Raw genomic sequence first — 26,451 nt, forward strand, 5'->3', positions numbered from 1 at the left:
CTTTGACTTCACCCATGGCATTGATCGTTCATAAATACGGCGGCACGTCGATGGGCTCGACCGAGCGCATCCGCAATGTCGCCAAACGCGTCGCCAAGTGGGCGCGCGCCGGCCACCAGATGGTCGTGGTCCCGAGTGCCATGAGCGGCGAGACCAACCGCCTGCTCGGCCTGGCCAAGGAACTGGCGCCCGGCAATGCCGGCACCACCTACGCCCGCGAACTCGACATGCTTGCCGCCACCGGCGAGCAGGCTTCATCGGCCCTGTTGGCGATCGCGCTGCAGGCCGAGGGCCTCGAGGCCGTGAGCTATGCGGGCTGGCAGGTCCAGGTCAAGACCGACAGCGCCTACACCAAGGCGCGCATCGAGAGCATCGACGACGATCGCGTGCGCGCCGACCTCGACGCCGGCCGCGTCGTCGTCATCACCGGTTTCCAGGGCGTGGACGAGGGCGGCAACATCACCACCCTCGGGCGCGGCGGCAGCGACACCTCGGCGGTGGCGATCGCGGCGGCGCTGAAGGCCCACGAGTGCCTGACCTTCACCGACGTCGACGGCGTCTACACCACCGACCCGCGCGTGGAGCCCGACGCGCGCCGGCTCAAGACCGTGAGCTTCGAGGAAATGCTCGAGATGGCGAGCCTGGGCTCCAAGGTGCTGCAGATCCGCTCGGTCGAATTCGCCGGCAAGTACAAGGTGCCGCTGCGCGTGCTGTCGAGCTTCACGCCCTGGGACATCGACATCGAGGAAGAAGCCAAGTCCGGCACGCTGATCACTTTCGAGGAAGACGAAAACATGGAAAAAGCCGTCGTATCCGGCATTGCCTTCAACCGCGACGAAGCCAAGATCTCGGTGCTCGGCGTGCCCGACAAGCCGGGCATCGCGTACCACATCCTCGGCGCCGTCGCGGACGCCAACATCGAGGTCGACGTGATCATCCAGAACCTGAGCAAGGACGGTCGCACCGACTTCAGCTTCACGGTGCATCGCAACGACTACGCCAAGGCGATCGACCTGCTCAGGGACAAGGTGCTGCCCACGCTGGGCGCGGCCGACATCGTCGGCGACACCAAGATCTGCAAGGTCAGCATCGTCGGCATCGGCATGCGCAGCCACGTCGGCGTGGCGAGCAAGATGTTCCGCGTGCTCAGCGAAGAGGGCATCAACATCCAGATGATCTCGACCAGCGAGATCAAGACTTCGGTCGTGATCGACGAAAAATACATGGAACTCGCGGTCCGCGCGTTGCACAAAGCCTTCGATCTGGACCTGCCGACGGCTTGAACGTGGCATAATCGACGGCTCAGGAACTGTGACCGAGTGGCCGAAGGTGCTCCCCTGCTAAGGGAGTATGGGGTGTAGAGCCTCATCGAGGGTTCGAATCCCTCCGGTTCCGCCAGACATCGTCTTGGACGATCCCAAAAAGCCCCGCTGCATTCGTGCTGCGGGGCTTTTTCCATTGGGGACCGCATCCATCGTCGAACCAGCGCGGCGGGGCGGCGGGTGAAATCGGTTCACGCTCGGTTTCGGGGCACAGCGTGGCCTCCGGCCATTTCTCCTGAGTACTTTCTCATTGCTTCTCGATCGCGCGAGGACTAAGCTGCGCGCACGTCGGATGACGATGAAAAAGGAGGCACCCGTCCCCGAGGCGCTGGACCCGATGCTCTCGCTGTTCAAGGGGGCGCGGCCGCCGGTGACCGCCATACCGGCCAGGTCTATGTGTTCGATCGCGAGGCCCGGTTGGTCTGGCACACCAGCGAGCTACCGCCGGCAGCGGAGGTCATGGCTGCGTTGCGGCGCGTTGCGTAGGGTGGTCCAGGTCGCCGGGTAACATCCCTGCATGCCCGAATTCACCCTCGAACTTGCCTCCGTCGTCGCTGTGACCTTTGCCTCCATCATGACCGTCGGCTTCGCCTGGCGCGAACGCAAGTGGGGTCCGGCGCTCATGATGGTCGGCATCGTGGGCTTCCTGGCCATCATCGCGTACGGCATCGTGCCGAGGTTCTGAGCCAGGGTCGGGGTTCGGAGACGACCCTCGCTATTCGACGATCAGCCCCTTCAACGCCGGGTCGGCCTCGGGCACGCTGAACTTCATGCCCTTGAGTGTCTTGACCAGCAATTGCGCGACCATCAGGTTGCGGTGCCGCTTGCTGTCGGCCGGAATCACGTGCCAGGGCGCCTCGTCGGTCGAGGTGGCGACCAGCGCCTTGTCGTAGGCCTGCTGGTAGGCATCCCATTTCTTGCGGACCTCGAGATCGGCCAGCGCGAACTTCCACTGCTTGCCGGGTTCGTCGATGCGGGCCTGCAGGCGCTCGCGCTGCTCGTCCTTGCTGATGTGCAGCATGCACTTCACGATCACGGTGCCGGTCTGGGTCAGCAGCCGTTCGAAGTCGTTGATCAGCGCGAAGCGCTGCCGCGTCTCGTCCTTGCCGATCGTGCCCTCGACCACCGGCACCAGCACGTCCTCGTAGTGGCTGCGGTTCCACACGGTGATGTCGCCGGTGCGCGGCGCCGCGGCATGGCAGCGCCACAGGAAGTCGTGCGCGCGCTCCTCCTCGGTCGGGGCCTTGAAAGCGGTTACCTTGACGCCCAGCGGCGAGGTGCGCGAGAACACCCAGCGGATCGTGCCGTCCTTGCCGCTGGTGTCCAGGCCCTGCAGCACCAGCAGCAGCTTGCGCCGCCCTTCGGCGTGCAGCAGGTTCTGCAGCGTGTCGAGTTCGATGGCCAGGGCATCGAGCTCGGCGCGCTGCGCATCGTCGTTGCCCTCGAGAAAGGGCGTCTCGGCGGGGTCGACGCCCGCCAGGCTGAACTTGCTGTCGACGCGGTACTTCTTGAAGCTGGCCATCGGTGGGGGTTCCTTCACTCGTTGTCGTCGGGCTCGAGCGAGGCGCTCCAGCGGTTGTCCCAGTCGGCGCGGCGGGCGCCGTCGAGCTCGCGCCGGTCGCGCTTGGTGGGCCGGCCCTGCTCGATGGCGAGCGCCGGTTCGCTGCCGAGCCGGCGCTGTTCGCGCGCGGCGGCCTGCGCCGCCAGGCTCTCGGGCGTCTCTTCGTAGAGCTGCTGCGCGACCGGGGCCGGGCCGCGCTGGCCGCTGATGCCGCGCACCCGCACCACGCGCGACAGGCTGCCGAGCCGCATCGTCACCGTGTCGCCCACCTTGACTTCGCGCGAGGCCTTGGCGACGTCGCCGTTGACCTGCACGCGGTTCTTGCCGATTTCCTCGGCGGCGAGCGAGCGCGTCTTGAAGAAGCGCGCGGCCCAGAGCCATTTGTCGATGCGAAGACGGTCCATGTGTCAGCGATTGTCGCGCGCCTGCGGGAATCGCACGACAGCGTCGAGCCCGATGGTCCGTCCGTCGGCTGTCCGGTTCTCCAGCGCGATGCTGCCGCCCAGCGCCAGCACGATCTCGCGGCAGATCGCCAGCCCGAGGCCGGAGCCGCTGGCGACGTCGCCGGCTGCGAAGGGCGCGAACAGGCGTTGCCGCAACTCGTCGGAGATGCCCCGGCCGTGGTCGCTCACCACCAGCAGCGCCGTGTCGCCTTCGGCATGCACCCTCACCGTCAGCGCGGCGCCGCGCGGGCTGTGCTTGATCGCGTTGTGCAGCAGGTTGCGTGCGAGCTCCTGCAGCATCCAGCGGTGGGCGCGCACCGGCACCGGCGCCGGATCCGTGCAGAGCTCGAAATCGAGCGCCTTGTCCGCGACCAGCGGCGACAGGTCGAGTGCGATCTCGCGCACCGCCTCGCCGAGGTCCAGGGTGACCGACTCCGGCTGCTGGCGCAACTGCTCGACCTTGGCGAGAGAGAGCATCTGGTTGGCGAGCGCGGTGGCGCGTTCCACGGTCTCGCTGATTTCGCCCAGCGCCTGGTCGGGCGGCACGTCGCCGCGGCGTGCCGACTGCACCTGCGCCTTGAGCACCGCGAGCGGCGTGCGCAGTTGGTGGGCGCTGTCGCGCACGAAGCGTTTCTGATGGTCCAGCAGGCGCTGCAGGCGGCCCATGACCTGGGTGGTGGCATCGATCAGCGGCCGCAGTTCGCGCGGCGCGTCGGGCGCCTCGATCGGCGAGAGGTCGTCGGCGGCGCGGGCCTGGATCGTCTCGCCGAGCGCCCGCACCGGACGGGTGGCGCGCTGCACCACGACGACGGTGACCGCCGCAATCACGCCCAGCAGCACCAACTGCCGCCACAGCGTGTCGAGCAGCAGCTTGCGCGCCAGGGTCTCGCGCAGCTCCAGCGTCTCGGCCACCTGCACCACGGCCATGCCGCGCCCGCGGGCGCTGGCGACCGGCTGCAGCAGCACCGCCACGCGCACCGGCATGCTGCGAAACTCGGCGTCGTAGAAATCGACCAGCGCCGCGTAGGGCGGCCGGTCGGGCAGCTTGCCGCGCCAGAACGGCAGTTCCGCGAAGCCCGAGACCATCTGGCCGTCGAGCCCGGAGACGCGGTAGTACATGCGGCTCTGGTTGTCGGCTTCGAAGGCCTCGAGCGCGGAGTAGGGCACGATGGCCCGCAGCGAGGCGGCCTGGTCGTAGCCTTCGACGTCGAGCTGCTCACCGATGGTCTTGGCGGAGGCCAGCAGGGTGCGGTCGTAGGCGGTGGTCGCGGCCGCCAGGCTCTGGCGATAGAGGCTCACGCTGTTGATCACGATGAACAGCGCGATCGGCGCCAGGATGCCCAGCAGCAGCCTGGCGCGCAGCGAGGCCGCCCGCATCATGTCTCTTCGCGCAGCAGGTAGCCCAGCCCGCGCAGCGTCATCAGGGTGGCGCCGGTGGCGGCCAGCTTCTTGCGCAGGCGATACACCACGACTTCGACCGCTTCGTACTGCACGTCCGCCTCGCCCGGAAACACCAGCTCGAACAGGCGCTCCTTGCTGACCGCGTGGCCCGGCTTGACCATCAGCGCCTTGAGCAGCGCCAGCTCTCGCGGCGTGAGTTCGAGCACCTCGGCGCGATGGTAGATCGCGCCGCTGTCGGGTTCGTAGCGCAGGCCGCCGACTTCCGGCAGGCGCGCCGGCGAGTCGGCGCCGGCGCCCTGGTGGCGGCGGTTCAGGGCCCGGATGCGGGCTTCGAGCTCGTCGAGGTCGAAGGGCTTGGGCAGGTAGTCGTCGGCCCCGGCGTTCAGGCCGACGATGCGGTCGCCCACGGTGCCGCGGGCGGTCAGCAGCAGCACCGGCGTGCGCAGGCCGGCCGCGCGGGCCTGGGCCAGCACCTGCAGGCCGTCGAGCCCGGGCAGGCTCAGGTCGAGCGCGACCACGTCGGGCTCGAGTTCCTGCCATTGCGCCAGCGCGCGGGCGCCGTCGCCGCAGATGCGCACGTCGATCTGGCGGCGTCCGAGCGTGCGCTGCAGGGTGGTTTGCATCGACGGATCGTCTTCGATTAGCAGCAGCTTCATTCCGCGATTTTCGGTGTTTACCCCAGTGCTGCGGACAGCCAACTGACAGCGGGGCGGCGCATCATAGCGGCGTCAGCTTCCTCTCAGCTTGCCCATACATCCAAGGAGACATGCATGCGTCGCGATACCTTCCTGAAGTCACTGGCCGCCCTGGCCGCCACCGGAGCCCTGCCGTTGTCGGCCTGGGCCGCCGCCAACGTCAAGATGATGATCCCCGCCAATCCGGGCGGCGGCTGGGACACCACCGGGCGGGCGCTGGGCAAGGCGCTGACCGACGGCAAGCTGGCGGACACGGTGACCTACGACAACAAGGGCGGCGCGGCCGGCGCGCTGGGCCTGGCCCAGTTCGTCAACGGCTCCAAGGGTGACCCGAACGCGATGATGATCATGGGCGCCGTGATGCTCGGCGGCATCATCACCGGCAAGCCGCCGGTGAGCCTGTCGCAGGCCACGCCGATCGCCCGCATCACGAGCGAGTACAACGTCTTCGTGCTGCCCGCGAGTTCGCCGCTCAAGACCATGAAGGACGTGATCGAGCAACTCAAGAAGGACCCGGGCAGCGTCAAGTGGGGCGGCGGCTCGCGCGGCTCCACCGAGCACATCGCGGCCGCGATGATCGCGTCGAAGGTCGGCGTCGATCCGTCCAAGATCAACTACGTCGCGTTCCGGGGCGGCGGCGAGGCCACGGCGGCGATCCTGGGCGGCAACGTCACGGTCGGCGGCAGCGGCTTCAGCGAGTTCGCCGAATACATCAACGCCGGCAAGATGCGCGCGATCGCGGTCACCTCGGCGCAGCGCCTGCCGGGCATCAACGTGCCGACGCTCAAGGAGCAGGGCATCGACGTCGAGATCGGCAACTGGCGCGGCGTCTATGGCGCGCCCGGGATCACGCCCGAGCAGCGCAAGGCACTGACCGACATGGTGCTGGCGGCGCTCAAGACGCCGGCCTGGGGCGAAGCCCTGAAGAAGAACGACTGGACGCCTGCGGTGCTGTCCGGCGAGGCCTTCGCCAAGTTCGTCGACGACGAGTTCGCGAGCCTGCGCGCCACCATGGTCAAGTCCGGCATGGTCTGACGAGCCCCCACGCTCCGTCACTTCGTGTACTCGCTGCCCCCCGAGGGGGAAGTCGCAGGCCGCCGGTCCACGCGAAGCGCGGACTTCGCCGCGCTGGCGGCCCGGCGCAGGCCTGATCAAGCGCGCTTGCTCGAAGTACGGGGCGGCGTGCTCCTTTTTTCATTGACACGCGAGGTCCAGAACAATGTCCAACATTGACCCCCTTTTGAGCGCGCACGTATTGCACGCGTCCCCGTCCGAACCGCCGGCGATCTGGCCGCAGACGCTGGTCGGCGTCGGTGTGCTCGTCACCGGCCTGGCCCTCGCCTTCGGCGCCATCGGCATTTCCTCCGAGGCCGGCTACGGCGGCGTCGGGCCCAATTTCCTGCCCTGGCTGGTCTCGATCGCATTGACGGTGTGCGGCGGCTGGATCATCTGGGAGGCGCGCACCGGCGGCTTTCGCGACATGGACGCGCCCTCGGGCGCGGTCCGCTCGTACTGGGCAGGTTTCGCGTGGGTGTCGGCGGGCCTCCTGTTGAACGCCGCCTTGATTACCTCGATCGGCTTCATCCTGAGCTGCACGCTGTGCTACGTGCTTGCGGTGCAGGGCCTGCGCCGCGCCAGCGGGCAGGGCGGCGTCAATGCGCCGCGCACCTGGCTCATCGACCTCGTGACCGGCTTGCTGATCGCGGCGCCGGTGTTCTGGATGTTCACGCAGTTCCTGGCGATCAATCTGCCGGGTCTCACCAGCACCGGGTGGCTCTGACATGACAAACCCCCACGCTCATCACTTCGTGTATTCGCTGCCCCCCGAGGGGGCGCAGGCCTCCCTTGGGGCGGCCCGGCGGGAGGCCTGACATGGAAATCTTCAACGCATTGATGCACGGTTTCGCGCTGGCGATCACGCCCGCGAACCTTCTCTGGTGCCTGGTGGGCTGCGCCCTGGGCACGGCGGTCGGCGTGCTGCCCGGCATCGGCCCGGCGGTGGCGGTCGCGATGCTGCTGCCGATCACCGGCAAGGTCGACGTCACGGCCTCGATGATCTTCTTCTCGGGCATCTACTACGGCGCCATGTACGGCGGCTCGACCACCTCCATCCTGCTCAACACGCCCGGCGAGACCGCCAGCATGGTGACCGCGATGGAGGGCAACAAGATGGCCAAGAGCGGGCGCGCGGGCGCGGCGCTCGCGACGGCTGCGATCGGCTCCTTCGTGGCCGGCACCATCGCCACCGTGATCGTCACGCTGTTCGCGCCCTTCGTCGCCGATTTCGCGGTCAAGCTGGGCCCGCCCGAGTACTTCCTGCTCATGCTGCTGGCCTTCACCACGGTCAGCGCGGTGCTCGGCAAGAGCACCCTGCGCGGCATGACGGCGCTGTTCATCGGCCTGGCGGCCGGCTGCATCGGTCTCGACCAGATCTCGGGGCAGGGCCGCTACACCGGCGGCATCCCCGAGCTGCTCGACGGCATCGAGATCGTGCTGGTCGCGGTGGGCCTCTTCGCGGTGGCCGAGGTGCTGTATGCGGTGCTCTACGAGGGCAAGGTGGTCGAGGCCCAGAACAAGCTGAGCCGCGTCCACATGACGGCGCGCGATTGGAAACGCTCGATCCCGGCCTGGCTGCGCGGCACCGCCATCGGCACGCCGTTCGGCTGCATCCCGGCCGGCGGCACCGAGATTCCGACCTTCCTGAGCTACGCCACCGAGAAGAAGCTGGCCAAGGACGCGGACGCCAAGGCCGAGTTCGGCACCACGGGTGCGATCGAGGGCGTGGCCGGCCCCGAGGCCGCCAACAACGCGACCGTGACCGCCGCGCTGATTCCGCTGCTCACGCTGGGCATCCCGACCTCGAACACCACGGCGATCCTGTTGGGGGCCTTCCAGAACTACGGCATCCAGCCCGGACCGCAACTGTTCACGACCTCGGCCGCGCTGGTGTGGGCACTGATCGCGTCGCTCTACATCGGCAACGTGATGCTGCTCGTGCTGAACCTGCCGATGGTGGGCCTGTGGGTCAAGCTGCTCAAGATCCCGAAGCCCCAGCTCTATGCGGGCATCCTGATCTTCGCGACGGTGGGTGCCTACGGCATGCGCCAGAGCGCCTTCGACCTGGTGCTGCTCTACGCCATCGGCGTGCTGGGCGTCATCATGCGGCGCTTCGATTTTCCGACCGCCCCGGTGGTGGTCGGCATGATCCTCGGCCCGCTGGCCGAAGCGCAGCTGCGCAACGCGATGTCGATCGGCGAGGGCAGTGCGGCGGTGTTCTTCCAGCGCCCGATGTCGATCGTTCTGGTGATCATCGTGCTGGCCGTGATGATCCTCCCGCGCGTTGCCAAGCGCATCGCCGAACGGCGCGTCGCCGCCGCTCATTGACGGCGGCGGACGCGAGACGAGACGCCAAAACGAGCGCGCAGGCTCAGTTCTCTTCGGCTCCCGAGCCGTACTTCGCGGTGGTGGCCATCGGTGTGCTGGCGCCCTTGCGGCGCTGCACCTCGGCCACGAATTCCGGGCCGTTGCGCATGCGCTGGTAAGCCGCCAGTTGCGCGCGGTACGCCCCGCTCGACGGGTCGTAACTCTCCTGGTTGGCGACCTGGCTCATGCCGGACTTGATCCAGAGGCTCAGGTCGGCGCTGACTTCGGCCCGGCTCATCGCGCCCGGCGCCGTGTCGGCGGGGCCGACGCGCAACTCCGACGGCGCGCTGGCCATCGACCGGCTGGCCGCGTAGTCGGCCGTCACGGCCGAGCGGCTGGAGGCGCTGCCCGCGGTGGCGATCGGCGTGCCGACCCACTGCTCGGCGGGGACGGTCTGGGCAAAGGCCGTGGCGCTGGCCAGTGCGAATGCGCAGACACCGAGAAGTTGCTTGGCATTCATGATGAAATCTCCTGAAGGCTTGGATGTGCGGCCACGGACATCGCGGTCATCACAGGACGCAACTGTGGCGATCCGGAGCCTGTCACGCTGTGCGTTTGCGCACGGCTTTTCGCAATCGATCCGACACTCCGGGGAGGTCTGCCATGACGCTCCAACGATCCAGTCTCGGCTTGCAGCAGATCGCGCTGCTGGAAGGACTGTCGGCCGAGCGGCTGGACCGGCTCGCGCAGCACTGCCACTGGAAGAGCCTGCCGGCCGGGACGCCGGTGCTGCTGCGCTCGGAGCGCAACAGCGATGTCTACTTCCTCGTCTCCGGCGCACTGCGCGTGACCTCGTACTCGGCCAACGGCCGGCAGGTCACTTTTCGTGACCCGCAGGAGGGCGAGCATTTCGGCGACATCGCCGCCATCGACGGCCAGCCGCGATCGGCCGACGTCGTCACGCTCACGCCCACCGTGGTCGCCCACCTGGACCGGGGTGCATTCCTGGGCCTGCTGCGCGACGAGCCGGTGGTCGCCGAGCGCGTGATGCGCGGCCTGGCGGCGCTGGTGCGGCAGTTGTCGGAGCGGGTCATCGACCTGAGCACGCTCGGGGTGCAGAACCGCGTGCACGCCGAACTGCTGCGACTGGCGCGGCTGGCTGGCGTCATCGACAACAGGGGGCGGCTGGAGCCGGCGCCGACCCATGCCGACCTGGCCAGCCGGATCGGCACCAACCGCGAACAGGTGACGCGGGAGCTCAACGCGCTGCGCCGCGAAGGGCTGCTCGCCAAGGACGGCAAGGCGCTGGTGGTGCCGGATGTGGCTCGGCTGGCCGCGCTGGTCGCGGAGGTGCGGGGCTTCGCCTGAACCGGTCAGTTGTGCGTGTGGCCGTGCGATTCGGCTGCGCTGCCGGCTGGCGCGCCGACCGGGACGTCCACCTTGAGCGAACTCTTGGCGCCCTTGGCGTCCTCGAAACGCAAGGTGAGCGGGATGGTGTCGCCCTTGGCGATCGGTTGCTTCAGGTCCATCAGCATCACATGCAGGCCGCTCGGCTTGAGTTCGACGGTCTCCCGTGCCGGCAGCGCGAGGCCGCCCGGGACCTCGCGCATTCTCATCGTGTCGCCTTCCATCTTCATCTCGTGCACCTCGGCCACGCCGGCGACCGGCGTGGAGATGCCCACCAGCCGGGCGCCCGAGGGCGCGGTGAGCTTCATGAAGGCGCCGGTGCCGCTCTGGCCGGGCACGGTCTGGCGCACCCAGGCATCCCGCACATCGACCGCCGCGACCCCCGCCGGCAGTACGTCGAGGCGGGCTGCGGGCAGGGCCAGCTTCGCGCTCGAGCCGGCCACCGGCAGCTGGGCCCAGTCGGCGCTGCCGACATCGCAGCTCTGCAGCACCTTGAAGTAGAGCGGGCCGGGCGTGTCGGTCAGCTTGCCGCGCACGATGAACTCGGCGCGCTCGGCGCCGGGCAGGGCGGTTTGTGCGGAGTCGGCTTTCCAGGTCACCTCGCGCGGCGTGGCGGTGAGCGTCCAGCCGGTGCGCGGCTGCGCCTGGACCAGCGTGAAGCCTTGGGGCAGCTGGACCTGCAGGCCGGTGGTCGTCTTGGCGTCGGTGCAGGCATGGCCGACGCGGAAGGCGGCGTCGTACTCGCTGCCGGCGGCGGCACCGCCGGCGGGCAGGCTGACGTGGGCCAGGGCGGCCGCGCTGAAGAGGGCCGCGCAGGCGGCGAGCGATCGGGTGGCGAAGGGAACGGTCATCGAAGTCTCCTTGGGTCGGGGGTCAAAGGTCGAAGCGCAGCTCGGCGCTGTAGGTGCGCTGCGGGTAGGGGTGGAAGTTCCAGTACTGGTAGTTGTTCGCATTGTCGATTCCGAAGGCGGCCGACCACTGCCGGTCGATCTGATAGCGCACGCGCAGGTCGACCGTGAAGTACTTGCTGGCGCCGAAATAGGCAAAGCCGTTGACGTCGCTGTTGTCGAGCGTCGAGTACTGCCGGCCGCTGTAGCGCGCTGCCGCCGTGAAGGCCCAGTGGGCGTCGGGCTTGTAGGTGGCGTAGACCGTGGAGCGCCACTGCGGGACCCGGGGCTGCCATTTGCCCACGCTGGCCGGGAACAGCGGGTTCTCCACGATCTTCGAGTTGGCATAGGTGAGGCTCGCGCCCATGTCGAGCCCGCGCATCCATACGTCCTGCCCGCTGTAGGACAGCTCGACGCCGGTGGTGCGGACCTTCTCGGTGTTCTGCACACGCGAGATGCTGGTGTTCGGGATGAGCTGGTTGTAGAGCGCGTCCTGCGTGGTCTCGTGGAACAGCGTGGCGCGGGCCAGGCCGTTGCCGAGGTCTTTCTCGGCCGTGAGTTCGCTGGTCCAGGACTTCTCCGGCTTGAGGAACGGGTCGTTGATGAAGGAGAGCGCGCCGCCGGTGGTCGCGCCGTACAACTCGCCCACGGTCGGATAACGCACGGCACGGCCCAGCGAGCCCTTGAGCACCGTGTCCTTCGTCAGCTGGTAGGCCAGCGCGGCCTTCGGGGATGCATCCGATTCGCTGCGCGACGCGTAGGTCAAGGTGTTCGTCGCGGTGGAGGTGAAGCCGTTGCTGGCTTGCCAGTCTTCCAGGCGAAGGCCCAGCACGGCCTTCCATTGCGGAGCGAACGACCAGCTGTCCTGTGCCCATGCGGCGACGGTCTCGGTGTTGCCGCCCACATCGCTGACCCGCGTGCCCGAGGGCCCGGTGATCCAATTGCCGATCGCGTTGGACTTCAGGATGCCGAGCTTGTAGGCATCGCGCCCGACACCGAAGTCGACGATGTGCGCCCCGGCGATCCCCTGCGGCCGCCAGGTCCCCTTGGCTGCGAGCGTGTTCCAGCCCGTGGCGCCGCCCTGGTCCTGCAGGGTCCCGGCGCCGCCGAAGGCCGCCAGCGGCAGCGCCACCGTGGGTGCGCGCTGCTGGTCCGTCGAATAGTCGTAGAGGCTGGCGGCGACCTCCCAGTCCCATTCGCCCTGGGTATTGCTCTTGACCGAGAGGCCGTGCATGTAGTGCGTCTGCGCGTCGTTGGTGAGCGGAAAGGCGGTCGGAGCCAGCGTGAAGCTGCGCCCGAGGATGTTGATCGGTCCGCTGTAGACCGACTGCCCGGCGGCATTGCTCAGGTAGCTCTCGGGCCGGCCCTCCGAACTGTTCTGCCACCAGCCCAGCGTGTAGGTGGCGGTCACCGTGGGCGAGAAGTCGTAGGCCAGCTTGAGCTTCGCGTGGTCCTGGACGGCGTGGTACTGGGTGCCGGAGCCCAGGATGTACCAGGGCGTGTTGGTGGTGTTGAGGCCCGGCACGAAGCCGACCACGGGGGTGCCGGCGCGCCCGGGCGTGCCCGAAGCCAGCGTCGCGGTCGTGAAGGTCAGCGGCTGGCTCTGGCTGTCGCCCCGGCTCACGTCGATGAACCATGCCCAGTCGCCGCTGCGGCTGCCGAGCGAGGCGCTGGTCTGCCAGCTGTTGAAGGTCTTGTGGGTGTTGTACAGGTCGTTCGGCTGCGACTGGTAGCCCATCTTGACGTGCGCCTCGAGCTGCGAGGGCATGCGCGTCACGTAGTCGACCACCGCGCCGGCCGAGTTGCCCGGGTAGGCGGCGGAAAAGGGGCCGTACATCACGTCGACGCGCTCGATCTCCTCGGGCGTCACCAGGCCCCAGCGCGGCGCGTAGTTGGTGCCGTTGGCGATGCCGTTGCCGAGGTAGTTCGACAACAGGATGCCGTCGGCATAGACCGCCGAGCGCGCGCTGTTGCCGGTGCCGGAGGCGCGGGTGGACAGGATCGCGTGGTTGTAGTCCCCGATGTAGCGCTTGCGCACCAGCAGGCTGGGCAGGTACTTGAGCGCGTCCTCGCTGTCGGTGGCGTTGATGCGGGTCTCGATCTCCTCGCGCGTCACCCCTTCGATGGTCGTCGGAATCTGGGTCGGCAGCGAGGTCGGCTGGCCGCCGGTCACGGTGACGACGCCGAGCGAGCGCGTGCGCTCGGGGGCCTCGTCGGCCGGGCGCGCGCTCTGCGAGTCCTGTGCCGCGGCGGGAAGGGCCCACCATGGGAATGCAGCGCTCAAAGCGAGCGACAGCATGGTCTTGTTCATTGGAAGAATCCCCTCGGCACCTCATCCGGTGCCGATGCATTGCTGGAAAAGCGCAGCGAAGCACCCGCCAGGGCGCCTCGTGCATCAGGTCTGAAGCAAGCTCAGGAGCGTGGGGGGCCGCGCGCCGGCAGCGGCGCCGCGGTGGCCGCGGCGATACGCGCGGCCGGGATCGGCTGGACCGCATGGCCCAGGGGCTGGGCTGTCGGCAACTCGGCCAGCGGCAGGGCCGGCGGCGGTGCGCCGGTCGGCAGGCACAGCGGGCAGTCCAGGTGGCCGGCAGCGGGCGCCTGCGCGCCGTCGTCGGTCAGCACCACCAGCATGGAGGCGCCGGCGGCCGAGCAGACGATTTCCATCGGCTTGGGCTGCACCAGCGGCGACGCCACCGCGACGCCGAGCGACAGCGCGAACCACACCAGCACGAAGCTGGCGAGAAGGCGGGCGTGGCGAAGGGCGGGCATGGGCGCGATTATGCGGGTTCTCAGCGCGACGGCGGGTCGACCGGCACCACGGTGGTCGAGCGCTGCGAGCGCACCGTCTCGGTCGCGCCCGGCACCGGCTCGCCGGCCGGCGTGACCACCGTGGCACGGCGGTCGGGCGTGCGCGTCGTGACGTTGGCCGGCGGCCCGCCGCGCGCGCGGTCCAGCGCGGCACCGGCATCGCGCACGCAGGCCTCGCGCTCGGGCGCCGCCAGCTTGCCGCTGTTGCACACGGCCAACTGGCGCTCATGGCGCTCCTGGGCCTGCTGCAGATTGGTCGGCGCCTGGGCGGCGGCGCCGAGCGCGGTGGCCAGCAACGCGCCGCACATGGCGGCACGGAAAACGGTTCGAGTCATGGGGTGGCTCCGACGGTGGACGGTGCAGAGTCTACGCGCCGTGCACCGCGTCCGGCTTCGCCTCGGGCGCCGCCGGCTTGCCGCGCAGACGCCGCACGGTGCGCCGGATCCAGCCCTCGACATCGTCGACATAGGTGAACACCGCCGGCACCACCAGCAGGCTCAGCACGGTCGAGGTGATCAGTCCGCCGATCACCGCCATCGCCATCGGCGAGCGGAAGCTCGAGTCGGCCGTACCGAACCCGACCGCGATCGGCAGCATGCCGGCGCCCATCGCCAGGGTGGTCATGATGATCGGCCGGGCCCGCTTGTGGCAGGCGTCGCGCAGCGCGTCCCAGCGCGAGAGGCCGTGCTCGCGGCGCGCCACGATCGCGTACTCCACCAGCAGGATCGAGTTCTTGGTCGCGATGCCCATCAGCATGATGAGCCCGATCAGCGAGGGCATCGACAGCGCCTTCTGCCCGATCAGCAGGCCGACGAAGGCGCCGCCGAGCGCCAGCGGCAGCGCGCACAGGATCGTGATCGGATGCAGGAAGTCCTTGAACAGCAGCACCAGCACGATGTAGATGCACAGCACGCCGGTCAGCATCGCCAGCCCGAAGCTCGCGAACAGCTCGGTCATGACCTCGGCGTCGCCGACTTCGGCCACCCGCACGCCGGGCGGCAGGCTGCGGATCGAGGGCAGCTTCATCGCCGCGTCCTTGGCGTCGCCAAGGCCGACGCCCGACAGCTCGATCTCGAAGTTGACGTTGCGCGAACGATCATAGCGGTCGATCACGGCCGGGCCGCCCTCGACCGTGAGCGCGGCCACCTGGCCCAGCATCACGGGGCCGCGCGCGCCGGGTACAGCCAGGCGTTCGAGCAGCGCGAGATTCTGGCGCGCCGAATCCTCCAGCTTGACCACGATCGGCACTTGGCGCTGCGCCAGGTTGAGCTTGGGCAGGTTCTGGTCGTAGTCGCCGAGGGTGGCGACGCGCAGCGTCTCGGCGATCGCGGAACTCGTCACGCCGAGGTCGGCGGCGCGCGCGAAGTCGGGCCGCACCGCGATCTCGGGCCGGATCAGGCTCGCGGTCGAGGTGATGTTCCCCAGGCCCGGGATGGTGCGCAGGTCGCGCTCCACGGCGCGGGCCGCGGTGGTCAGCGCGGCCGCGTCGTCGCCGCTCAGCGCCAGGATGTACTTCTCGCCCGAGCCGCCGAGGCCGACCGTGCTGCGCACGCCGGGCAGGGTTTCGAGCGCGGCGCGGATCTGGTTCTCGATCACCTGCTTGCGCGGCCGGTCGCCGCGCGGGTCGAGCTGGATCGTGAGGGTCGCCTTGCGCGTTTCGGGCGTGCCGAAGTTGGCGAAGGGGTCGCCGCCCGCGCTGCCGCCGCCGACCGTGGTGTAGACGCTGCACACGTGGTCGATCGCCATCACGCGGCGGCGCGTTTCCTCGGCCGCGGCCGTGGTCTGGGCCAGCGTGGCGCCGGGCGCCAGCGACAGGTAGACCTGGGTCTGCGAGTTGTCGTCCGGCGGGATGAAGCCGGTCTTGAGCAGCGGGATCATCGCCACCGAGCCGAAGAAGAACAGGGTGGCCAGCACCATGGTCGTGAAGCGGTGCTTCAGGCACCACTCGGCCATCCGCATGTAGATCGAGAGCCAGCGCGGCTCCTTCTCGGCGTCGACGATCGGCTTCAGGATGTAGGCCGCCATCATCGGCGTCAGCATCCGTGCCACCACCAGCGAGGCGAAGACCGCCAGCGACGCGGTCCAGCCGAACTGCTTGAAGAACTTGCCGGCCACGCCGCTCATGAAGGCGGTCGGCAGGAACACCGCGATCAGGGTGAAGGTGGTGGCGATCACCGCCAGTCCGATCTCGTCGGCCGCCTCCATCGCGGCCTGGTAGGGCGACTTGCCCATGCGCAGGTGGCGCACGATGTTCTCGACCTCCACGATCGCGTCGTCGACCAGGATCCCGACCACCAGCGAGAGCGCGAGCAGCGAGATCACGTTGACCGAGAAGCCCAGCAGGTACATGCCGGCGAAGGCCGGGATCACCGACATCGGCAGCGCCACCGCCGAGACGAAGGTGGCGCGCCAGTCGCGCAGGAACAGCCAGACCACGATCACGGCCAGGATCGCGCCTTCGTAGAGCAGGTTCAGCGAGCCCCGGTATTCCTCCTCGACCGGGGCGACGAAGTTGAAGGCCTCGGTGAGCTCGATGTCCGGCCGCTGCGCGCGCATCTCGGCCAGCGCCTTCTGGATCGCGGCGCCGACCTCGACCTCGCTGGCGCCGCGGCTGCGCGCCACCTCGAAGCCGACCACCGGCCGGCCGTCGAGCAGGGCGGCGGCGCGCGGCTCGGCGATGGTGTCGCGGATGCGGGCCACCTCGTCGAGGCGGATGCGACGGCCGTCGGGCAGCGCGATCTGCATGGCGTTCAGCTGGTCGGCCGACTGCACCGTGGCCAGCGTGCGCACCGGCTGCTCGCTGCCGCCGACATCGGTGCGGCCGCCCGCGCTCTCGGTCTGCACCAGCCGCAGCTGGCGCGAGAGGTCGGCCGCGGTGGCGCCCAGCGCCTGCAGCTTGGCCGGGTCGAGGTCGACATGCACCTGGCGCGTGACGCCGCCGACGCGGTTCACCGCGCCGACGCCGGGCAGCGCCAGCAGTTTCTTGGTGACATCGTTGTCGACGAACCACGAGAGCGCCTCGTCGTCCATCTTCGAGGACGCGATGGTGAAGGCCAGCACCGGCTGGGCCGCGAAGTCGAGCTTGGTGACGACCGGATCGCGCACATCGGCCGGCAGGTCGGAGCGCACCCGCTGCACCGCGGAGCGCACGTCGTCGACCGCCTCCTGCACCGGCTTCTCGAGCCGGAACTCGACGATCAGCGTCGCCGCGCCGTCCTGCACCTTGGTCGTGATGTGCTTGAGGCCCTGGATGGTGGCGATCGCGTTCTCGAGCTTGCGCGCGACGTCGTTCTCGAGCTGTGAGGGCGCGGCACCCGGCAGCGCCGCCGACACCGTGACGGTCGGCAGGTCGATGTCGGGGAAGTTCTGCACCTTCATCGCATTGAAGGACAGCAGCCCTGCGAAGCTCAGCAGCACGAACAGCATCACCGCCGGGATCGGGTTGCGGATGGACCAGGCCGAGACGTTCATGGGCGCTGCTCCTTACTTGATGGCCTCGACGGCGGGTTTGGCGGCCGCGGGCGCATCGACCACCCGCACCAGGTCGCCGTCGTTCAGGAAGCCGGCGCCCTGGACCACGACACGCGCATCGGCCGGCAGCGGGGTCGTGATCTCGACCCGGTCGCCGACCCGGCGGCCGGTCTCGACCTTGAGCTGCGCGACCCGGTGGTCGGGTTGCAGCAGCAGCAGGTAGTTGAAGCCGTCGCGCGGCACCACCGAGGCCTGCGGCACGGTCAGCGCGCTGGTGCGCCCGAGCTGGAAATCGCCGCGCGCGAACATGCCGGCCTTGAGCCCGGTGTTCTGCAGCACGTTCGGGATGTCGACATAGACCAGCGCCGCGCGGGTCTGCGGGTCGACCGTCGGCGCCACGCTGCGCACCTTGCCGCTGACCTGGGCGCCGCCGGCGCTGGTGATCACCGCGGGCGTGCCGGCCGCGATGCGGCCGAGCTCGGACGAGGTGACCTCGGCGCGCCACTCGAGCCGGCCCTGGCGGACCATGCGGAACAGCTCGGTGCCGGCATTGACGACGCTGCCGACGGTGGCGGTGCGGGCAGAGATCACGCCGTCGTCGGGCGCCAGCACCTGCGTGTTGCGGCCGCGCACCTGTTGCGCGGCCAGCACCGCCTCGGCCGCCTCGACCCGCGCCTTGGCGGTCTGCTCGGCGGTCTGGTACTGGTTGATCTGCTGCTGGCTCATCGCGCCGGTGGCCTGCAGCGTGCGGGCCCGCGCGGCGGTGCCGGTGGCATCGGCGGCGGTGGCGCGGGCCTCGGCCAGGGAGGCCCTGGCCTGCGCCACGTCGGCCTGCACCGACTCGGCCGAGAAGGTGGCCAGCACCTGGCCCTTCTTCACCACGTCGCCGACGTTGACGCGCACCTCGGCCAGCTTGAGGCCGTTCGATTCGGAGCCGATGCTGGCCTCCTGCCAGGCGGCGACATTGCCGTTGGCGGCCAGCGTGACGGTCAGTTCGCTGGTCTCGGGCCTGGCGACCGTGACGGTCAGCGAGGGGCGGGCGGCGGCTTCGGGCTTTTTCTCGGGCGCGGCGGCCGGCTTGGCCCGCAGCAGCCAGAAGGCGCCGGCGGCCAGGACCAGCACGGCAGCCAGCACGGCGAGGAGGGTGGAACGCTTCATTCTTTTCATGGCGACGGTGCGGAGGCTGGGGCCGTGGAGGCCAGGGATTCGGGCCGCGTCCAGCCGCCGCCCATGGCGCGGTAGAGCGAGACCCAGGCTTCGGCGCGCTCGCGCTGCAATGCGACGCGGGCGGTCTGCGAGACGAACAGCGTGCGCCTCGCATCCTCGAGATCGAACAGGCTCGCGAGGCCGGTGGTGTAGCGGGCCTGGGTGGCGTCGAAGGAGATCTGGTAGTTGCGCACCGCGGTGTCGGCATCGGCCGCACGGTCGTTGGTGCTCTGCAGGTTGATCAGTGCCTGTTCGACTTCGCTCACCGCGCGGCGCACGTTGGCGCGGTAGAGCGCCACGGATTCGTCGTAGCGGCCCTTGGCGGCGTCGTAGTTCGCCGCCAGCGTGCCGCCGTCGAAGATTGGAACGTTGAGCGCCAGCGGACCGAGGGTCCAGGTGTCCAGGGTTTCGCTGAACCCGCCGCCGCGCACCTTCAGCACGGCGATCGATCCCTGGAGCGACAGGCGCGGGAAGCGCTGGGCCAGCGCCGCGCCGGCCTCGGCGCTGGCCACGGCGACGTCGAGTTCGGCCGCGTAGACGTCCGGCCGCTGCGCCAGCGCCTCGGCCGGCACGCTGTAGACCGCCTGCACCGCGGGCAACGTGACATCGATCGGGGCAGCGGCCAGCTTGGGCGCCAGCACCGTTCCCTCGATGCCGGTCAGCGCCACCAGCGCCTGCTGCTGCACGCTGCACAGCGCCCGCTGCTGGGTCAGCCTGCCTGCCGCCTCGGCGGCGCTGGCGCGAGCCAGCGCGGCATCGGCGGGCGCCGTGAATCCGGCCTGCGCGGACAACTCGGTCAGGCGCGCGGACTCGGCGCGCGATTGCGCGTCGGAGGTCGACACCACCAGCTGGCGCCGGCAGGCCCGCTCGGCCAGGTACGCGTTGGCGGTCTCGGCCGCCACCGACACCCGCGCGTCGTGCCAGCGCGCGTCGGCGCCCGCGTAGCGCGACTGGGTGGCGTCGCGGCTGGCGCGCAGGCCGCCGAACAGGTCGATCTCCCAGCTCGACTGCAGGCCGGCCTGCTGCGTGGTGATCGGGGGGATGTCGGTGCTGGTGCCGCTGGTGGCGCCGGTCGAGAAGCCCGAAGTCGGCGAATTGCCGCGGCTGGCCGACAGCGAGCCGTTGAGGTTCGGCACCAGCGCCGCGCCGGCCGCGACGCGCGCGGCGCGGGCTTCGCCGATGCGCGCCTGCGCGCTGGCGACGGTCGGGCTTGCGGCCTCGGCGGCGACGATCAGTTCGACCAGCAGCGGATCGTCGAGCTGGCGCCACCACTCGGCCAGCGACGGCATCGAGCCGCCGTGGGGCAGGGCGGCGGTGCCGGCGGGCAGCGGCGTCTGCCATTGCGCGGGCGTCGGTGCGGCCACCTGCTCGGGCGGGCGCGGGACCGCGCAGGCAGCGAGCAGCAGGGGAGCGACGAGGCAAAGCGCGGGGAGCCGGGAGTTCCTCATGAGATTCCGCAATAAAGGAGAGGCGTGCCTTGGCGAACGGATCGTTTCGCTCGAACGCCGACAAGGGGCAGGCGCTGGATGTGCAATATGGAAGCATAGCAAGGGAAGCGTCCCGCCCCGCCCGCGGGATCGCGCGAACCGGGAAAAGTCATGCGGCCATCGGAGCGCTTCGGCAATCGCCGAAGCGGGGGCACTCTTGCGATCAGGCCCACGGGCGGCGTCCCGTCTGCGAGTGCTGCAAGTCGGCGCTGTCTACGACCGGGACGGCACTTCGGCGTTGCGGGGCGCGCCCGGCCGCGCGCGCCCCTGAACCGTTTTGAGGATGTGTCGGCCCAGATCAAGCTGACCCTGCATGGACATGTGGGTGTCGTTGCCCAGGTAAAAGTCGACGGTCTCCGCGCCGTGCGCTGCGAACTCGAACAAGTCCGGCCCCAAGCCCGTGCGCTTGAACTGCTCGACGAAGGATGCCGCACGGTCGGGCTCGGCGTACACCGTCGTCTTGTCGGGAATGACCATCCAGATGAACTCGAGTTCGGGTTGCGAGGCGTTGAACTCACTGATCATGCCGGCGGAGGCGGCATCCAGCGGTGGATTCGTCACGTCGTCAATGAAGAACAGCGCACGGTCGCAAAGCCGGTGGCTGAACTTCGTACAGCCCTCGGCTACGCGGCGCACCCAGGTGCGGTTGTGGAGCAATGTGTCGCTCGAACCAGCGGCGCGCCGGCCGCTCTTGAAGACCCTCAACCCGGTCGACAGCGGAGCTTCCCAGTTCAGCGCAAAGGAAGGCCGCTTCGCGAGGGGCTCGACGAAGGGCTCCAACTTGACCACCGGAGTGCCCGGCATCGATTCGCAATATCGGCCTTCGAACAGACGGTCACCCAGCAATCGTTCGACGCTTTCCACGATCACGAGATCACCCTTGAAGCCAGCCTGCCGGACCCACTTCGAGAAGTCCGCGCACAGCGGGCCCGATTGCCCCCAGTAGATGGTGGAGATCTTGTAGCCGCTCTTGATCAGTTCCGACTGCCAACGCAGCGTCATCGAGAAGCTGTCACCGACGACCAGGATGTCGGCCTCTTCGAGCGGCCAACTCTTCGCATGCTCGGCCGCCACGACCGGGGGAGATTTCGTCCAGCCGAATTGCCTGTCAGAAAGCAATCCGAGCCGGGTGAGATCGCCGTATGGGGCCGGTGTCAGGAGTGACGCGATCAGCAGGAACTCGACAGCGAGGAAGCACGCCAGGAAGCATGTCAGCCACGATCGCGCGGGGGTCAGGAATGAAAAGCGGCCTCTGCCTGAGGATCGCTGCGGCGCATGGATCGCGGTCGAACATTGCAACGTTGCATCGATCGACCCGGTGGGTTGTGGCGTGGTGTTCATGGGCAACGGGTTGTGCAGTGGCGTCGGACGCTACATCGCGTGCGCAGTGTCGATCTGAATGCTTAGAACTGGAAGTAGATGAAAGGGCTGTAGGAGCCGAACTTGGAAACGCATCGCCAGAGCAGGGCAAAAACCACGAGCGCGGATGAGAGCGCAAACAGGTTCGTCAGCACAGGGCGGTTCATCAACGCAGCTGGGGATGGAACCCATCGCGCGACCGAGATCGCGGGAGGCAGCGCAACGCAGATCAGGATCGCGCCCAGCACCATCTTGTAAAAACGGCTCTTCTCGTAGGGGATGGAGAACTCGCTGAAGCTGCTGCTGCCAGTCCCGTTCAAGCCCAGCATCCCCTTGTAGATAACCAATGCGTCGTCGATGTTCTCGGCGCGGAACACCACCCAAGCAACAATCACGCACAGGACGGTCAGAGACCATCCGAAGACGCGATAGATGCGGCTGACAGGCAGCCGGGCGCCGAGTTTCGTCTTCCAGAGATGATTGACAGTGAGGAAGGCGCCGTGCATCGCCCCCCAGATCACGAAGGTCCATCCGGCGCCATGCCAGAGCCCGCCCAGAAGCATCGTGGCGAAAAGATTCAGGTAGCGGCGGCCAGGCCCCTTGCGATTGCCGCCCAAGGGAACATAGAGGTAGTCCCTCAGGAACGTGGACAGCGAGATGTGCCAGCGCCGCCAGAATTCGATGATGCTGGTGGACTTGTACGGGGAGAAGAAGTTTTGAGGCAGGTGGATGCCGAAGCAGAGGGAAATGCCAACTGCCATGTCCGAGTACCCCGAGAAATCGAAGTAGATCTGTAAGGAATAGGCAATGGCGCCCATCCATGCGGAATGCAACGATGGCGCGGCTCCGCCGTGCACACCGTTGAAGACCATGTCGGCATAGAGGCCCAGTCGATCGGCGACGAGGATTTTCTTGCTCAGTCCGATGACGAAGATCGTGATCCCGATGGCAATTTTTCTGCCCTGCGGACGGTAGGTCGCAGCATCCGCAAACTGGGGCATCATTTGCGCGTGGTGGAGCACCGGCCCCGCGATCAGATGGGGAAAGTAGGTCACGAAAAGCAGGTACGGTCCGAACTCCCGCTCCCGAACCTTGCCGGCCCAGCAATCGACCAGAAATGCAATCTGGGTGAAGGTGTAGAACGATATCCCGATCGGCAGCACGATCTGTGCCATCCCGACCGGGGAGAAGCCGGCCGACGCGAACGCAGCGTCGACGTTGCTCATGAAGAAGTTCGCGTACTTGAAGATTGCGAGCACGCCGAGGTTCACCCCCAAGGCCGCGATCAGCAGCCGACGTCGTGCCGGCGTGCTCCGGCCCGACTCAGGTGTCAGGTGCGCGCCCATCCAGAAATTGAAGCAGATCGATGCGACCAGCAGCGGCAGGGCCTTGATGCTCCACCAACCATAGAAGAACAACGAAGCCAGGCCCAGGAATGCGATTGCTGCGCGCGCATGCGAGCGCGCGATCAGGAAGAATCCTCCCAGCACCAACGGAAAGAAGAAGAACAGGAAGGGGTAGGAGTTGAAAAGCATGAGAGACGTTGGCCGAGCCGGCGCGTGGCATGGGTTGTTCGTCCGAGGGCTGAGGAAGCGAGGTGCACCGGGGCAGAGGCGGCACCTTCCGGCGCGCGAAGATGCGCACAGACGCGAAGCGGTGGCGCCAGCCCGTCAGATCAGTTCGGTCCGGGGCGGCCAGGCGTAGGAAAAGTCCTCGGCGTCGACGGTCAGATTGGGGCTGTAGGCGGGGTCGTGCGCGATCACCGGCGCCCAGCGGTCGCGCATGTAGTCGATCTCTTTCTCGAAGCGCTGGCGTTGCTGGGGCGCGAGATCATCTCCCCGCGTCGCCGACTCGTGATGCAGCAGTTCCGCATAGGGCGTCCAGACGCTGCGATAGCCCAATTCGCCCAGTCGCAGACAAAAATCGACATCGTTGAACGCCACCGCGAGGTTGACCTCATCGAGGCCACCGACGCGCTCGTAGAGCGCCTTGCGAACCACCAGGCACGCCGCCGTGACCGCGGAGAAAGATTGCGTCAAGGCGGCGCGACCGGCGTGCCCCAATTGGCTGGGTAAAAGGCCCTTGTGCGCATGAACCGCCAGACCGCCCGGCCCCAGGACCACGCCGCCGTGCTGGAGGGTCAGGTCCGGATACCAGAGTCGCGCCCCGACTGAGCCGATGTCCGATTGCGCAGCGAGGCTGACCATCTCCGAGAGCCAATCTTCCTACACCACTTCGATGTCGTTGTTCAACAGTGCGATGATTTCGCCCTGACAGATGCGAACCGCCGCATTGTTGAGGGCGGAGTAGTTGAATGGGCGGTCGTCCCGAAGGACCCGAACGTTTGGTCGCCTGGCAATTCTCTTCAGAAAGGACAGCGTGGAAGCTTCGTCGGAGCCGTAATGTTGTGTGACCTGAACAAGTCCAGGTTCCAGTCGGGCTTGAAGTAGGGGCCGGAACGTTGCCCCTTTTCGTCAATCTTGTCCTCGTCGGAATAGATGAGCCTTGCATCCGGACACTCCGAGATGCATTGTGCGACGCAGAAAAGTGCTTCTTCCGCAAGCACGTCGTCGTGGTCCATCAGGACGATCCAGGGGGTCGTAGCCAAGGCCACCGCGCTGTTGGACGCGGCGCAGATGTGGCCGTTCGATGCGCGAAAGTCGACCTTGATCCGCGGATCGAGCGCGAGGTATTCCCGCAGGACGTCCTGGATTGCATCGTCGGTGGATGCGTCGTCGGCGATGCACAGCTCCCAGTCGGGATACAGCTGACTCCGGACCGATTCGATGGCCTCTCGCAGAAAGTTCGGGGCGGGGTCGTAGACCGGCATCACTACCGAAAAGCGCGGCCGCCGTTCCATCTTTTCGATTCGATCGCCGATGCTGTTCCGCTGCCTGCGCGTCAGCGTGTCATGGTTCTTCACCCACATGCGATAGTCGTTGCCCCAGGGGCTGGATGCGGACCGATGGCCGATCGGGAAGGGGTATCCCAACTTCCGGTAGATCCGGCGGCGAACGAGATTTCCGGCCACCCGTGGCCCAAACTTGGCAGACACGGCGCGCAACCTGGACAGATCAGAAATCATTTTTTGCATGCACTCTTTTTGTTCGTTGTGGTCGAGGAGATGGGTGAGCGCCGTCCTCAGGCAATTGCTGGACGCGCGTGTATGGGCAGCGCACCGCTTCGATCGCGTTGAAATCCATTGGCTCGTTGGAAGGAGGCGGACGAGTTTGCCCTCGGTGAGGGCGGGCATCCATGAGAGAAATCTGATTCTTCGCTCTGCATGCGGCTGTTTTGTTTGAGAAAGCGCTGGTCTGCACTCGTCGCAAAATTGGCGGGGTCATAGCCAGGCTTGCTGGTTGTCCATGTGAACGGCCGCTCGGGCTGCCAGTGGCAGGAAGCGCGACGACCGGGTAAACGCGTTTTCCGCGCGTTGGACCGCGCACGCTACGATCCCCGCCATGCCCTCCGCCCCCGCCGCACCCCCCGCCTTGCCGCTCGACGCCGAAGGCATCCTCGCGCTCGCTGCGCGCTCGATGTTCCATCTGTTCTCCAGCATCAGCCAGGGCATGTTCCTGGTCGACCGGGGCGGGCGCATCGTCTGGGTCAACGAGGGCTATCGCCGCTTCCTGCCCGCACTCGGCTTCTCGTCGATCGATCAGTTCCTCGGCCATCCGGTCGAGGACGTCATTCCCAACACCCAGATGCGCCGCGTGCTCGACACCGGCGAGCCGATCCTGATCGATCTGCTGACCAACAAGGCCGGCACCTTCGTGGTCAGCCGCATCCCGCTGCGCGAGGAGCGCGAGGGCGATGCCGGCGCCGCGCCTGGCGAGGTCATCGGCGCCATCGGCATCGTGCTGTTCGACCACCCCGAGACCACGCTGCAGCCGCTGATCAGCAAGTTCGCGCTGCTGCAGCGCGACCTCGACGATGCGCGGCGCGAACTCGCGAGCCAGCGCAACAACCCGCTGTACCAGCAGTCGGCCGACGGCCAGCGCCGATCGAAGTACACCTTCGCGAGCTTCATCGGCAGCAGCCCGGCGGCGGTCGAGGTCAAGCGCCATGCGCGGCGCGCGGCGCAGTCGTCGAGCCCGGTGCTGCTGCTCGGCGAGACCGGCACCGGCAAGGAACTGCTGGCGCACGCGATCCATGCCGCCTCGGCGCGCGCCGCCGGCATGTTCGTCAGCGTCAACATCGCGGCCGTGCCCGACACCCTGCTCGAGGCCGAGTTCTTCGGCGTCGCGCCCGGCGCCTTCACCGGCGCCGACCGCAAGGCGCGCGAAGGCAAGTTCAAGCTGGCCGATGGCGGCACCCTGTTCCTCGACGAGATCGGCGACATGCCGCTCGGCCTGCAGGCCAAGCTGCTGCGCGCGCTGCAGGAGGGCGAGATCGAGCCCTTGGGCTCCAACAAGCTGGTCCCCTTCGATGCCCGGGTGATCGCCGCCACTTCGCGCGACCTGGCGGCGCTGGTGCGGGAAGGGCGCTTTCGCGAAGACCTCTACTACCGCCTCAATGTCTTGCCGGTGCGGGTGCCGCCGTTGCGCGAGCGGCGCGCCGACATTCCCGCGCTGGTCGAGACACTCGGCGAGGACATGGCGCTGCGCAGCGGCGAGGCACCGCCCGAACTCACGCCCGAAGCACTGGCCCTGCTCGCGGCCCAGCACTGGCGCGGCAACATCCGCGAACTGCGCAACGTGCTCGAGCAGGTGACCATGCGCAGCGACTCGCAGCGCATCGACGCCGCGCAGCTGGAGCGCATCCTGCGCGAGGCGGGCCAGGAGCAGATCGCGGCGGCCGAGCCGCTGCCGCGTGCGGCCGCCGATTCGGCCGAGGGCGTGGCGCTGCTGCGGCCGCTGGCCCAGCAGGTGGCGGAACTCGAACGCCGTGCGATCGCCGCCGCGATGGCCGCGACCGGCGGCAACAAGCTGGCGAGCTCGCGTCTCTTGGGCATCTCGCGCGCGACCCTCTACGAACGTCTGGAAAACCCTGAATAAAAAACATGCAATTGCCTGAAAAACGGACAACACAACTGTCCTGA

The 26,451-nt window shown here is 68.2% G+C and carries 23 protein-coding genes and 1 tRNA gene; 8 read left to right on the top strand and 16 right to left on the bottom strand.

The genetic code is table 11. The annotated features are described in order from the left end of the window. Positions 1-14: 14 nt before the first annotated feature. The 3 genes from AC1D2O_RS08020 to AC1D2O_RS08030 all read left to right on the top strand — a co-directional run bounded on the left by AC1D2O_RS08020 (position 15) and on the right by AC1D2O_RS08030 (position 2,007). Positions 15-1,283: an aspartate kinase gene (locus AC1D2O_RS08020; protein ID WP_478089426.1), complete on the top strand. Its 1,269-nt coding sequence runs from the start codon at positions 15-17 to the stop codon at positions 1,281-1,283. Between the two features lie 22 nt (positions 1,284-1,305). Further along, positions 1,306-1,398, top strand: a tRNA-Ser gene (locus AC1D2O_RS08025). A 441-nt stretch (positions 1,399-1,839) separates the two neighbouring features. Beyond that, positions 1,840-2,007 (top strand): hypothetical protein, encoded by a 168-nt coding sequence (locus AC1D2O_RS08030; RefSeq protein ID WP_478089425.1) that lies wholly within the window; start codon positions 1,840-1,842, stop codon positions 2,005-2,007. A gap of 30 nt (positions 2,008-2,037) precedes the next feature. Here AC1D2O_RS08030 and AC1D2O_RS08035 read toward each other — a convergent pair whose 3' ends face one another. From AC1D2O_RS08035 to AC1D2O_RS08050, 4 genes are read right to left on the bottom strand one after another with little or no spacing between them, the layout of a single operon-like run. Beyond that, complete coding sequence (locus tag AC1D2O_RS08035; protein ID WP_478156674.1) at positions 2,038-2,844, bottom strand: PPK2 family polyphosphate kinase; 807 nt, start codon at positions 2,842-2,844, stop codon at positions 2,038-2,040. 14 nt (positions 2,845-2,858) lie between these two features. Further along, a complete protein-coding gene (locus AC1D2O_RS08040; protein ID WP_442282684.1) occupies positions 2,859-3,287 on the bottom strand; it encodes an RNA-binding S4 domain-containing protein in 429 nt (142 codons plus the stop codon). A gap of 3 nt (positions 3,288-3,290) precedes the next feature. Beyond that, the gene (locus AC1D2O_RS08045) at positions 3,291-4,706 is read right to left on the bottom strand and encodes a sensor histidine kinase (protein ID WP_478156676.1); all 1,416 of its coding nucleotides are present in this window, start codon (positions 4,704-4,706) and stop codon (positions 3,291-3,293) included. Then, complete coding sequence (locus AC1D2O_RS08050; protein ID WP_478091055.1) at positions 4,703-5,383, bottom strand: response regulator; 681 nt, start codon at positions 5,381-5,383, stop codon at positions 4,703-4,705. Before AC1D2O_RS08050 ends, AC1D2O_RS08045 begins: the two co-directional genes overlap by 4 nt. A gap of 114 nt (positions 5,384-5,497) precedes the next feature. Here AC1D2O_RS08050 and AC1D2O_RS08055 point away from each other — a divergent pair, with 114 nt between their 5' ends. The 3 genes from AC1D2O_RS08055 to AC1D2O_RS08065 all read left to right on the top strand — a co-directional run bounded on the left by AC1D2O_RS08055 (position 5,498) and on the right by AC1D2O_RS08065 (position 8,806). Further along, positions 5,498-6,457 carry a Bug family tripartite tricarboxylate transporter substrate binding protein gene (locus AC1D2O_RS08055; RefSeq protein WP_478091057.1) on the top strand — a complete coding sequence of 320 codons (960 nt, stop codon included), beginning with the start codon at positions 5,498-5,500 and terminating at the stop codon, positions 6,455-6,457. Positions 6,458-6,641: 184 nt separating this feature from the next. Next, on the top strand, positions 6,642-7,202 hold the full coding sequence (locus tag AC1D2O_RS08060) for a tripartite tricarboxylate transporter TctB family protein (protein WP_478091059.1): 561 nt from the start codon (positions 6,642-6,644) through the stop codon (positions 7,200-7,202). A gap of 92 nt (positions 7,203-7,294) precedes the next feature. Next, positions 7,295-8,806 carry a tripartite tricarboxylate transporter permease gene (locus AC1D2O_RS08065; RefSeq protein ID WP_478091060.1) on the top strand — a complete coding sequence of 504 codons (1,512 nt, stop codon included), beginning with the start codon at positions 7,295-7,297 and terminating at the stop codon, positions 8,804-8,806. Between the two features lie 43 nt (positions 8,807-8,849). On the opposite strand, the gene AC1D2O_RS08070 is transcribed toward AC1D2O_RS08065, so the two are convergent. After that, entirely contained in the window at positions 8,850-9,305 is a 456-nt protein-coding gene (locus AC1D2O_RS08070) for a hypothetical protein (RefSeq protein WP_478091062.1), read from the bottom strand. A 143-nt stretch (positions 9,306-9,448) separates the two neighbouring features. Between AC1D2O_RS08070 and AC1D2O_RS08075 the strand changes: the two genes are divergently transcribed. Then, on the top strand, positions 9,449-10,153 hold the full coding sequence (locus tag AC1D2O_RS08075; protein WP_478091063.1) for a Crp/Fnr family transcriptional regulator: 705 nt from the start codon (positions 9,449-9,451) through the stop codon (positions 10,151-10,153). Positions 10,154-10,158: 5 nt separating this feature from the next. Here the strand turns inward: AC1D2O_RS08075 and AC1D2O_RS08080 are convergent, their stop codons facing one another. The 11 genes from AC1D2O_RS08080 to AC1D2O_RS08130 all read right to left on the bottom strand — a co-directional run bounded on the left by AC1D2O_RS08080 (position 10,159) and on the right by AC1D2O_RS08130 (position 24,504). Next, on the bottom strand, positions 10,159-11,043 hold the full coding sequence (locus AC1D2O_RS08080) for a copper chaperone PCu(A)C domain-containing protein (RefSeq protein ID WP_478091064.1): 885 nt from the start codon (positions 11,041-11,043) through the stop codon (positions 10,159-10,161). A 22-nt stretch (positions 11,044-11,065) separates the two neighbouring features. Further along, the gene (locus AC1D2O_RS08085) at positions 11,066-13,390 is read right to left on the bottom strand and encodes a TonB-dependent receptor (RefSeq protein WP_478156677.1); all 2,325 of its coding nucleotides are present in this window, start codon (positions 13,388-13,390) and stop codon (positions 11,066-11,068) included. A gap of 101 nt (positions 13,391-13,491) precedes the next feature. Next, on the bottom strand, positions 13,492-13,848 hold the full coding sequence (locus AC1D2O_RS08090; RefSeq protein ID WP_478156679.1) for a DUF2946 family protein: 357 nt from the start codon (positions 13,846-13,848) through the stop codon (positions 13,492-13,494). A 20-nt stretch (positions 13,849-13,868) separates the two neighbouring features. After that, positions 13,869-14,222, bottom strand: a complete 354-nt coding sequence (locus AC1D2O_RS08095; protein ID WP_478092773.1) for a hypothetical protein — start codon at positions 14,220-14,222, stop codon at positions 13,869-13,871. Between the two features lie 31 nt (positions 14,223-14,253). Continuing rightward, positions 14,254-17,358: an efflux RND transporter permease subunit gene (locus AC1D2O_RS08100; RefSeq protein WP_478092775.1), complete on the bottom strand. Its 3,105-nt coding sequence runs from the start codon at positions 17,356-17,358 to the stop codon at positions 14,254-14,256. Between the two features lie 12 nt (positions 17,359-17,370). Then, the gene (locus AC1D2O_RS08105) at positions 17,371-18,525 is read right to left on the bottom strand and encodes an efflux RND transporter periplasmic adaptor subunit (protein WP_478092776.1); all 1,155 of its coding nucleotides are present in this window, start codon (positions 18,523-18,525) and stop codon (positions 17,371-17,373) included. Then, positions 18,522-20,012, bottom strand: a complete 1,491-nt coding sequence (locus tag AC1D2O_RS08110) for an efflux transporter outer membrane subunit (RefSeq protein ID WP_478156680.1) — start codon at positions 20,010-20,012, stop codon at positions 18,522-18,524. Before AC1D2O_RS08110 ends, AC1D2O_RS08105 begins: the two co-directional genes overlap by 4 nt. A gap of 252 nt (positions 20,013-20,264) precedes the next feature. Then, positions 20,265-21,392 carry a hypothetical protein gene (locus tag AC1D2O_RS08115; protein WP_478156681.1) on the bottom strand — a complete coding sequence of 376 codons (1,128 nt, stop codon included), beginning with the start codon at positions 21,390-21,392 and terminating at the stop codon, positions 20,265-20,267. A gap of 62 nt (positions 21,393-21,454) precedes the next feature. Then, positions 21,455-22,945 (bottom strand): MBOAT family O-acyltransferase, encoded by a 1,491-nt coding sequence (locus tag AC1D2O_RS08120; protein ID WP_478093044.1) that lies wholly within the window; start codon positions 22,943-22,945, stop codon positions 21,455-21,457. Positions 22,946-23,080: 135 nt separating this feature from the next. Next, positions 23,081-23,617 (bottom strand): glycosyltransferase family 2 protein, encoded by a 537-nt coding sequence (locus AC1D2O_RS08125; protein ID WP_478093041.1) that lies wholly within the window; start codon positions 23,615-23,617, stop codon positions 23,081-23,083. Positions 23,618-23,775: 158 nt separating this feature from the next. Next, a complete protein-coding gene (locus AC1D2O_RS08130; RefSeq protein WP_478093039.1) occupies positions 23,776-24,504 on the bottom strand; it encodes a glycosyltransferase in 729 nt (242 codons plus the stop codon). 367 nt (positions 24,505-24,871) lie between these two features. Between AC1D2O_RS08130 and AC1D2O_RS08135 the strand changes: the two genes are divergently transcribed. Continuing rightward, the gene (locus AC1D2O_RS08135; protein ID WP_478156683.1) at positions 24,872-26,407 is read left to right on the top strand and encodes a sigma-54 interaction domain-containing protein; all 1,536 of its coding nucleotides are present in this window, start codon (positions 24,872-24,874) and stop codon (positions 26,405-26,407) included. Positions 26,408-26,451: the final 44 nt, after the last annotated feature.

The organism is Variovorax sp. P1_G12 (genome assembly GCF_056405555.1).

What these genes read in the sequence shown, in the direction of transcription:
- AC1D2O_RS08090 (WP_478156679.1), bottom strand. Translation starts at nt 13,848, where the DNA reads ATGCCCGCCCTTCGCCACGCCCGCCTTCTCGCCAGCTTCGTGCTGGTG.
- AC1D2O_RS08125 (WP_478093041.1), bottom strand. Translation starts at nt 23,617, where the DNA reads ATGGTCAGCCTCGCTGCGCAATCGGACATCGGCTCAGTCGGGGCGCGA.
- AC1D2O_RS08105 (WP_478092776.1), bottom strand. Translation starts at nt 18,525, where the DNA reads ATGAAAAGAATGAAGCGTTCCACCCTCCTCGCCGTGCTGGCTGCCGTG.
- AC1D2O_RS08130 (WP_478093039.1), bottom strand. Translation starts at nt 24,504, where the DNA reads ATGCAAAAAATGATTTCTGATCTGTCCAGGTTGCGCGCCGTGTCTGCC.
- AC1D2O_RS08120 (WP_478093044.1), bottom strand. Translation starts at nt 22,945, where the DNA reads ATGCTTTTCAACTCCTACCCCTTCCTGTTCTTCTTCTTTCCGTTGGTG.
- AC1D2O_RS08035 (WP_478156674.1), bottom strand. Translation starts at nt 2,844, where the DNA reads ATGGCCAGCTTCAAGAAGTACCGCGTCGACAGCAAGTTCAGCCTGGCG.
- AC1D2O_RS08030 (WP_478089425.1), top strand. Translation starts at nt 1,840, where the DNA reads ATGCCCGAATTCACCCTCGAACTTGCCTCCGTCGTCGCTGTGACCTTT.
- AC1D2O_RS08050 (WP_478091055.1), bottom strand. Translation starts at nt 5,383, where the DNA reads ATGAAGCTGCTGCTAATCGAAGACGATCCGTCGATGCAAACCACCCTG.
- AC1D2O_RS08020 (WP_478089426.1), top strand. Translation starts at nt 15, where the DNA reads ATGGCATTGATCGTTCATAAATACGGCGGCACGTCGATGGGCTCGACC.
- AC1D2O_RS08085 (WP_478156677.1), bottom strand. Translation starts at nt 13,390, where the DNA reads ATGAACAAGACCATGCTGTCGCTCGCTTTGAGCGCTGCATTCCCATGG.
- AC1D2O_RS08135 (WP_478156683.1), top strand. Translation starts at nt 24,872, where the DNA reads ATGCCCTCCGCCCCCGCCGCACCCCCCGCCTTGCCGCTCGACGCCGAA.
- AC1D2O_RS08070 (WP_478091062.1), bottom strand. Translation starts at nt 9,305, where the DNA reads ATGAATGCCAAGCAACTTCTCGGTGTCTGCGCATTCGCACTGGCCAGC.
- AC1D2O_RS08075 (WP_478091063.1), top strand. Translation starts at nt 9,449, where the DNA reads ATGACGCTCCAACGATCCAGTCTCGGCTTGCAGCAGATCGCGCTGCTG.
- AC1D2O_RS08040 (WP_442282684.1), bottom strand. Translation starts at nt 3,287, where the DNA reads ATGGACCGTCTTCGCATCGACAAATGGCTCTGGGCCGCGCGCTTCTTC.
- AC1D2O_RS08080 (WP_478091064.1), bottom strand. Translation starts at nt 11,043, where the DNA reads ATGACCGTTCCCTTCGCCACCCGATCGCTCGCCGCCTGCGCGGCCCTC.
- AC1D2O_RS08100 (WP_478092775.1), bottom strand. Translation starts at nt 17,358, where the DNA reads ATGAACGTCTCGGCCTGGTCCATCCGCAACCCGATCCCGGCGGTGATG.
- AC1D2O_RS08060 (WP_478091059.1), top strand. Translation starts at nt 6,642, where the DNA reads ATGTCCAACATTGACCCCCTTTTGAGCGCGCACGTATTGCACGCGTCC.
- AC1D2O_RS08110 (WP_478156680.1), bottom strand. Translation starts at nt 20,012, where the DNA reads ATGAGGAACTCCCGGCTCCCCGCGCTTTGCCTCGTCGCTCCCCTGCTG.
- AC1D2O_RS08095 (WP_478092773.1), bottom strand. Translation starts at nt 14,222, where the DNA reads ATGACTCGAACCGTTTTCCGTGCCGCCATGTGCGGCGCGTTGCTGGCC.
- AC1D2O_RS08065 (WP_478091060.1), top strand. Translation starts at nt 7,295, where the DNA reads ATGGAAATCTTCAACGCATTGATGCACGGTTTCGCGCTGGCGATCACG.
- AC1D2O_RS08055 (WP_478091057.1), top strand. Translation starts at nt 5,498, where the DNA reads ATGCGTCGCGATACCTTCCTGAAGTCACTGGCCGCCCTGGCCGCCACC.
- AC1D2O_RS08115 (WP_478156681.1), bottom strand. Translation starts at nt 21,392, where the DNA reads ATGAACACCACGCCACAACCCACCGGGTCGATCGATGCAACGTTGCAA.
- AC1D2O_RS08045 (WP_478156676.1), bottom strand. Translation starts at nt 4,706, where the DNA reads ATGATGCGGGCGGCCTCGCTGCGCGCCAGGCTGCTGCTGGGCATCCTG.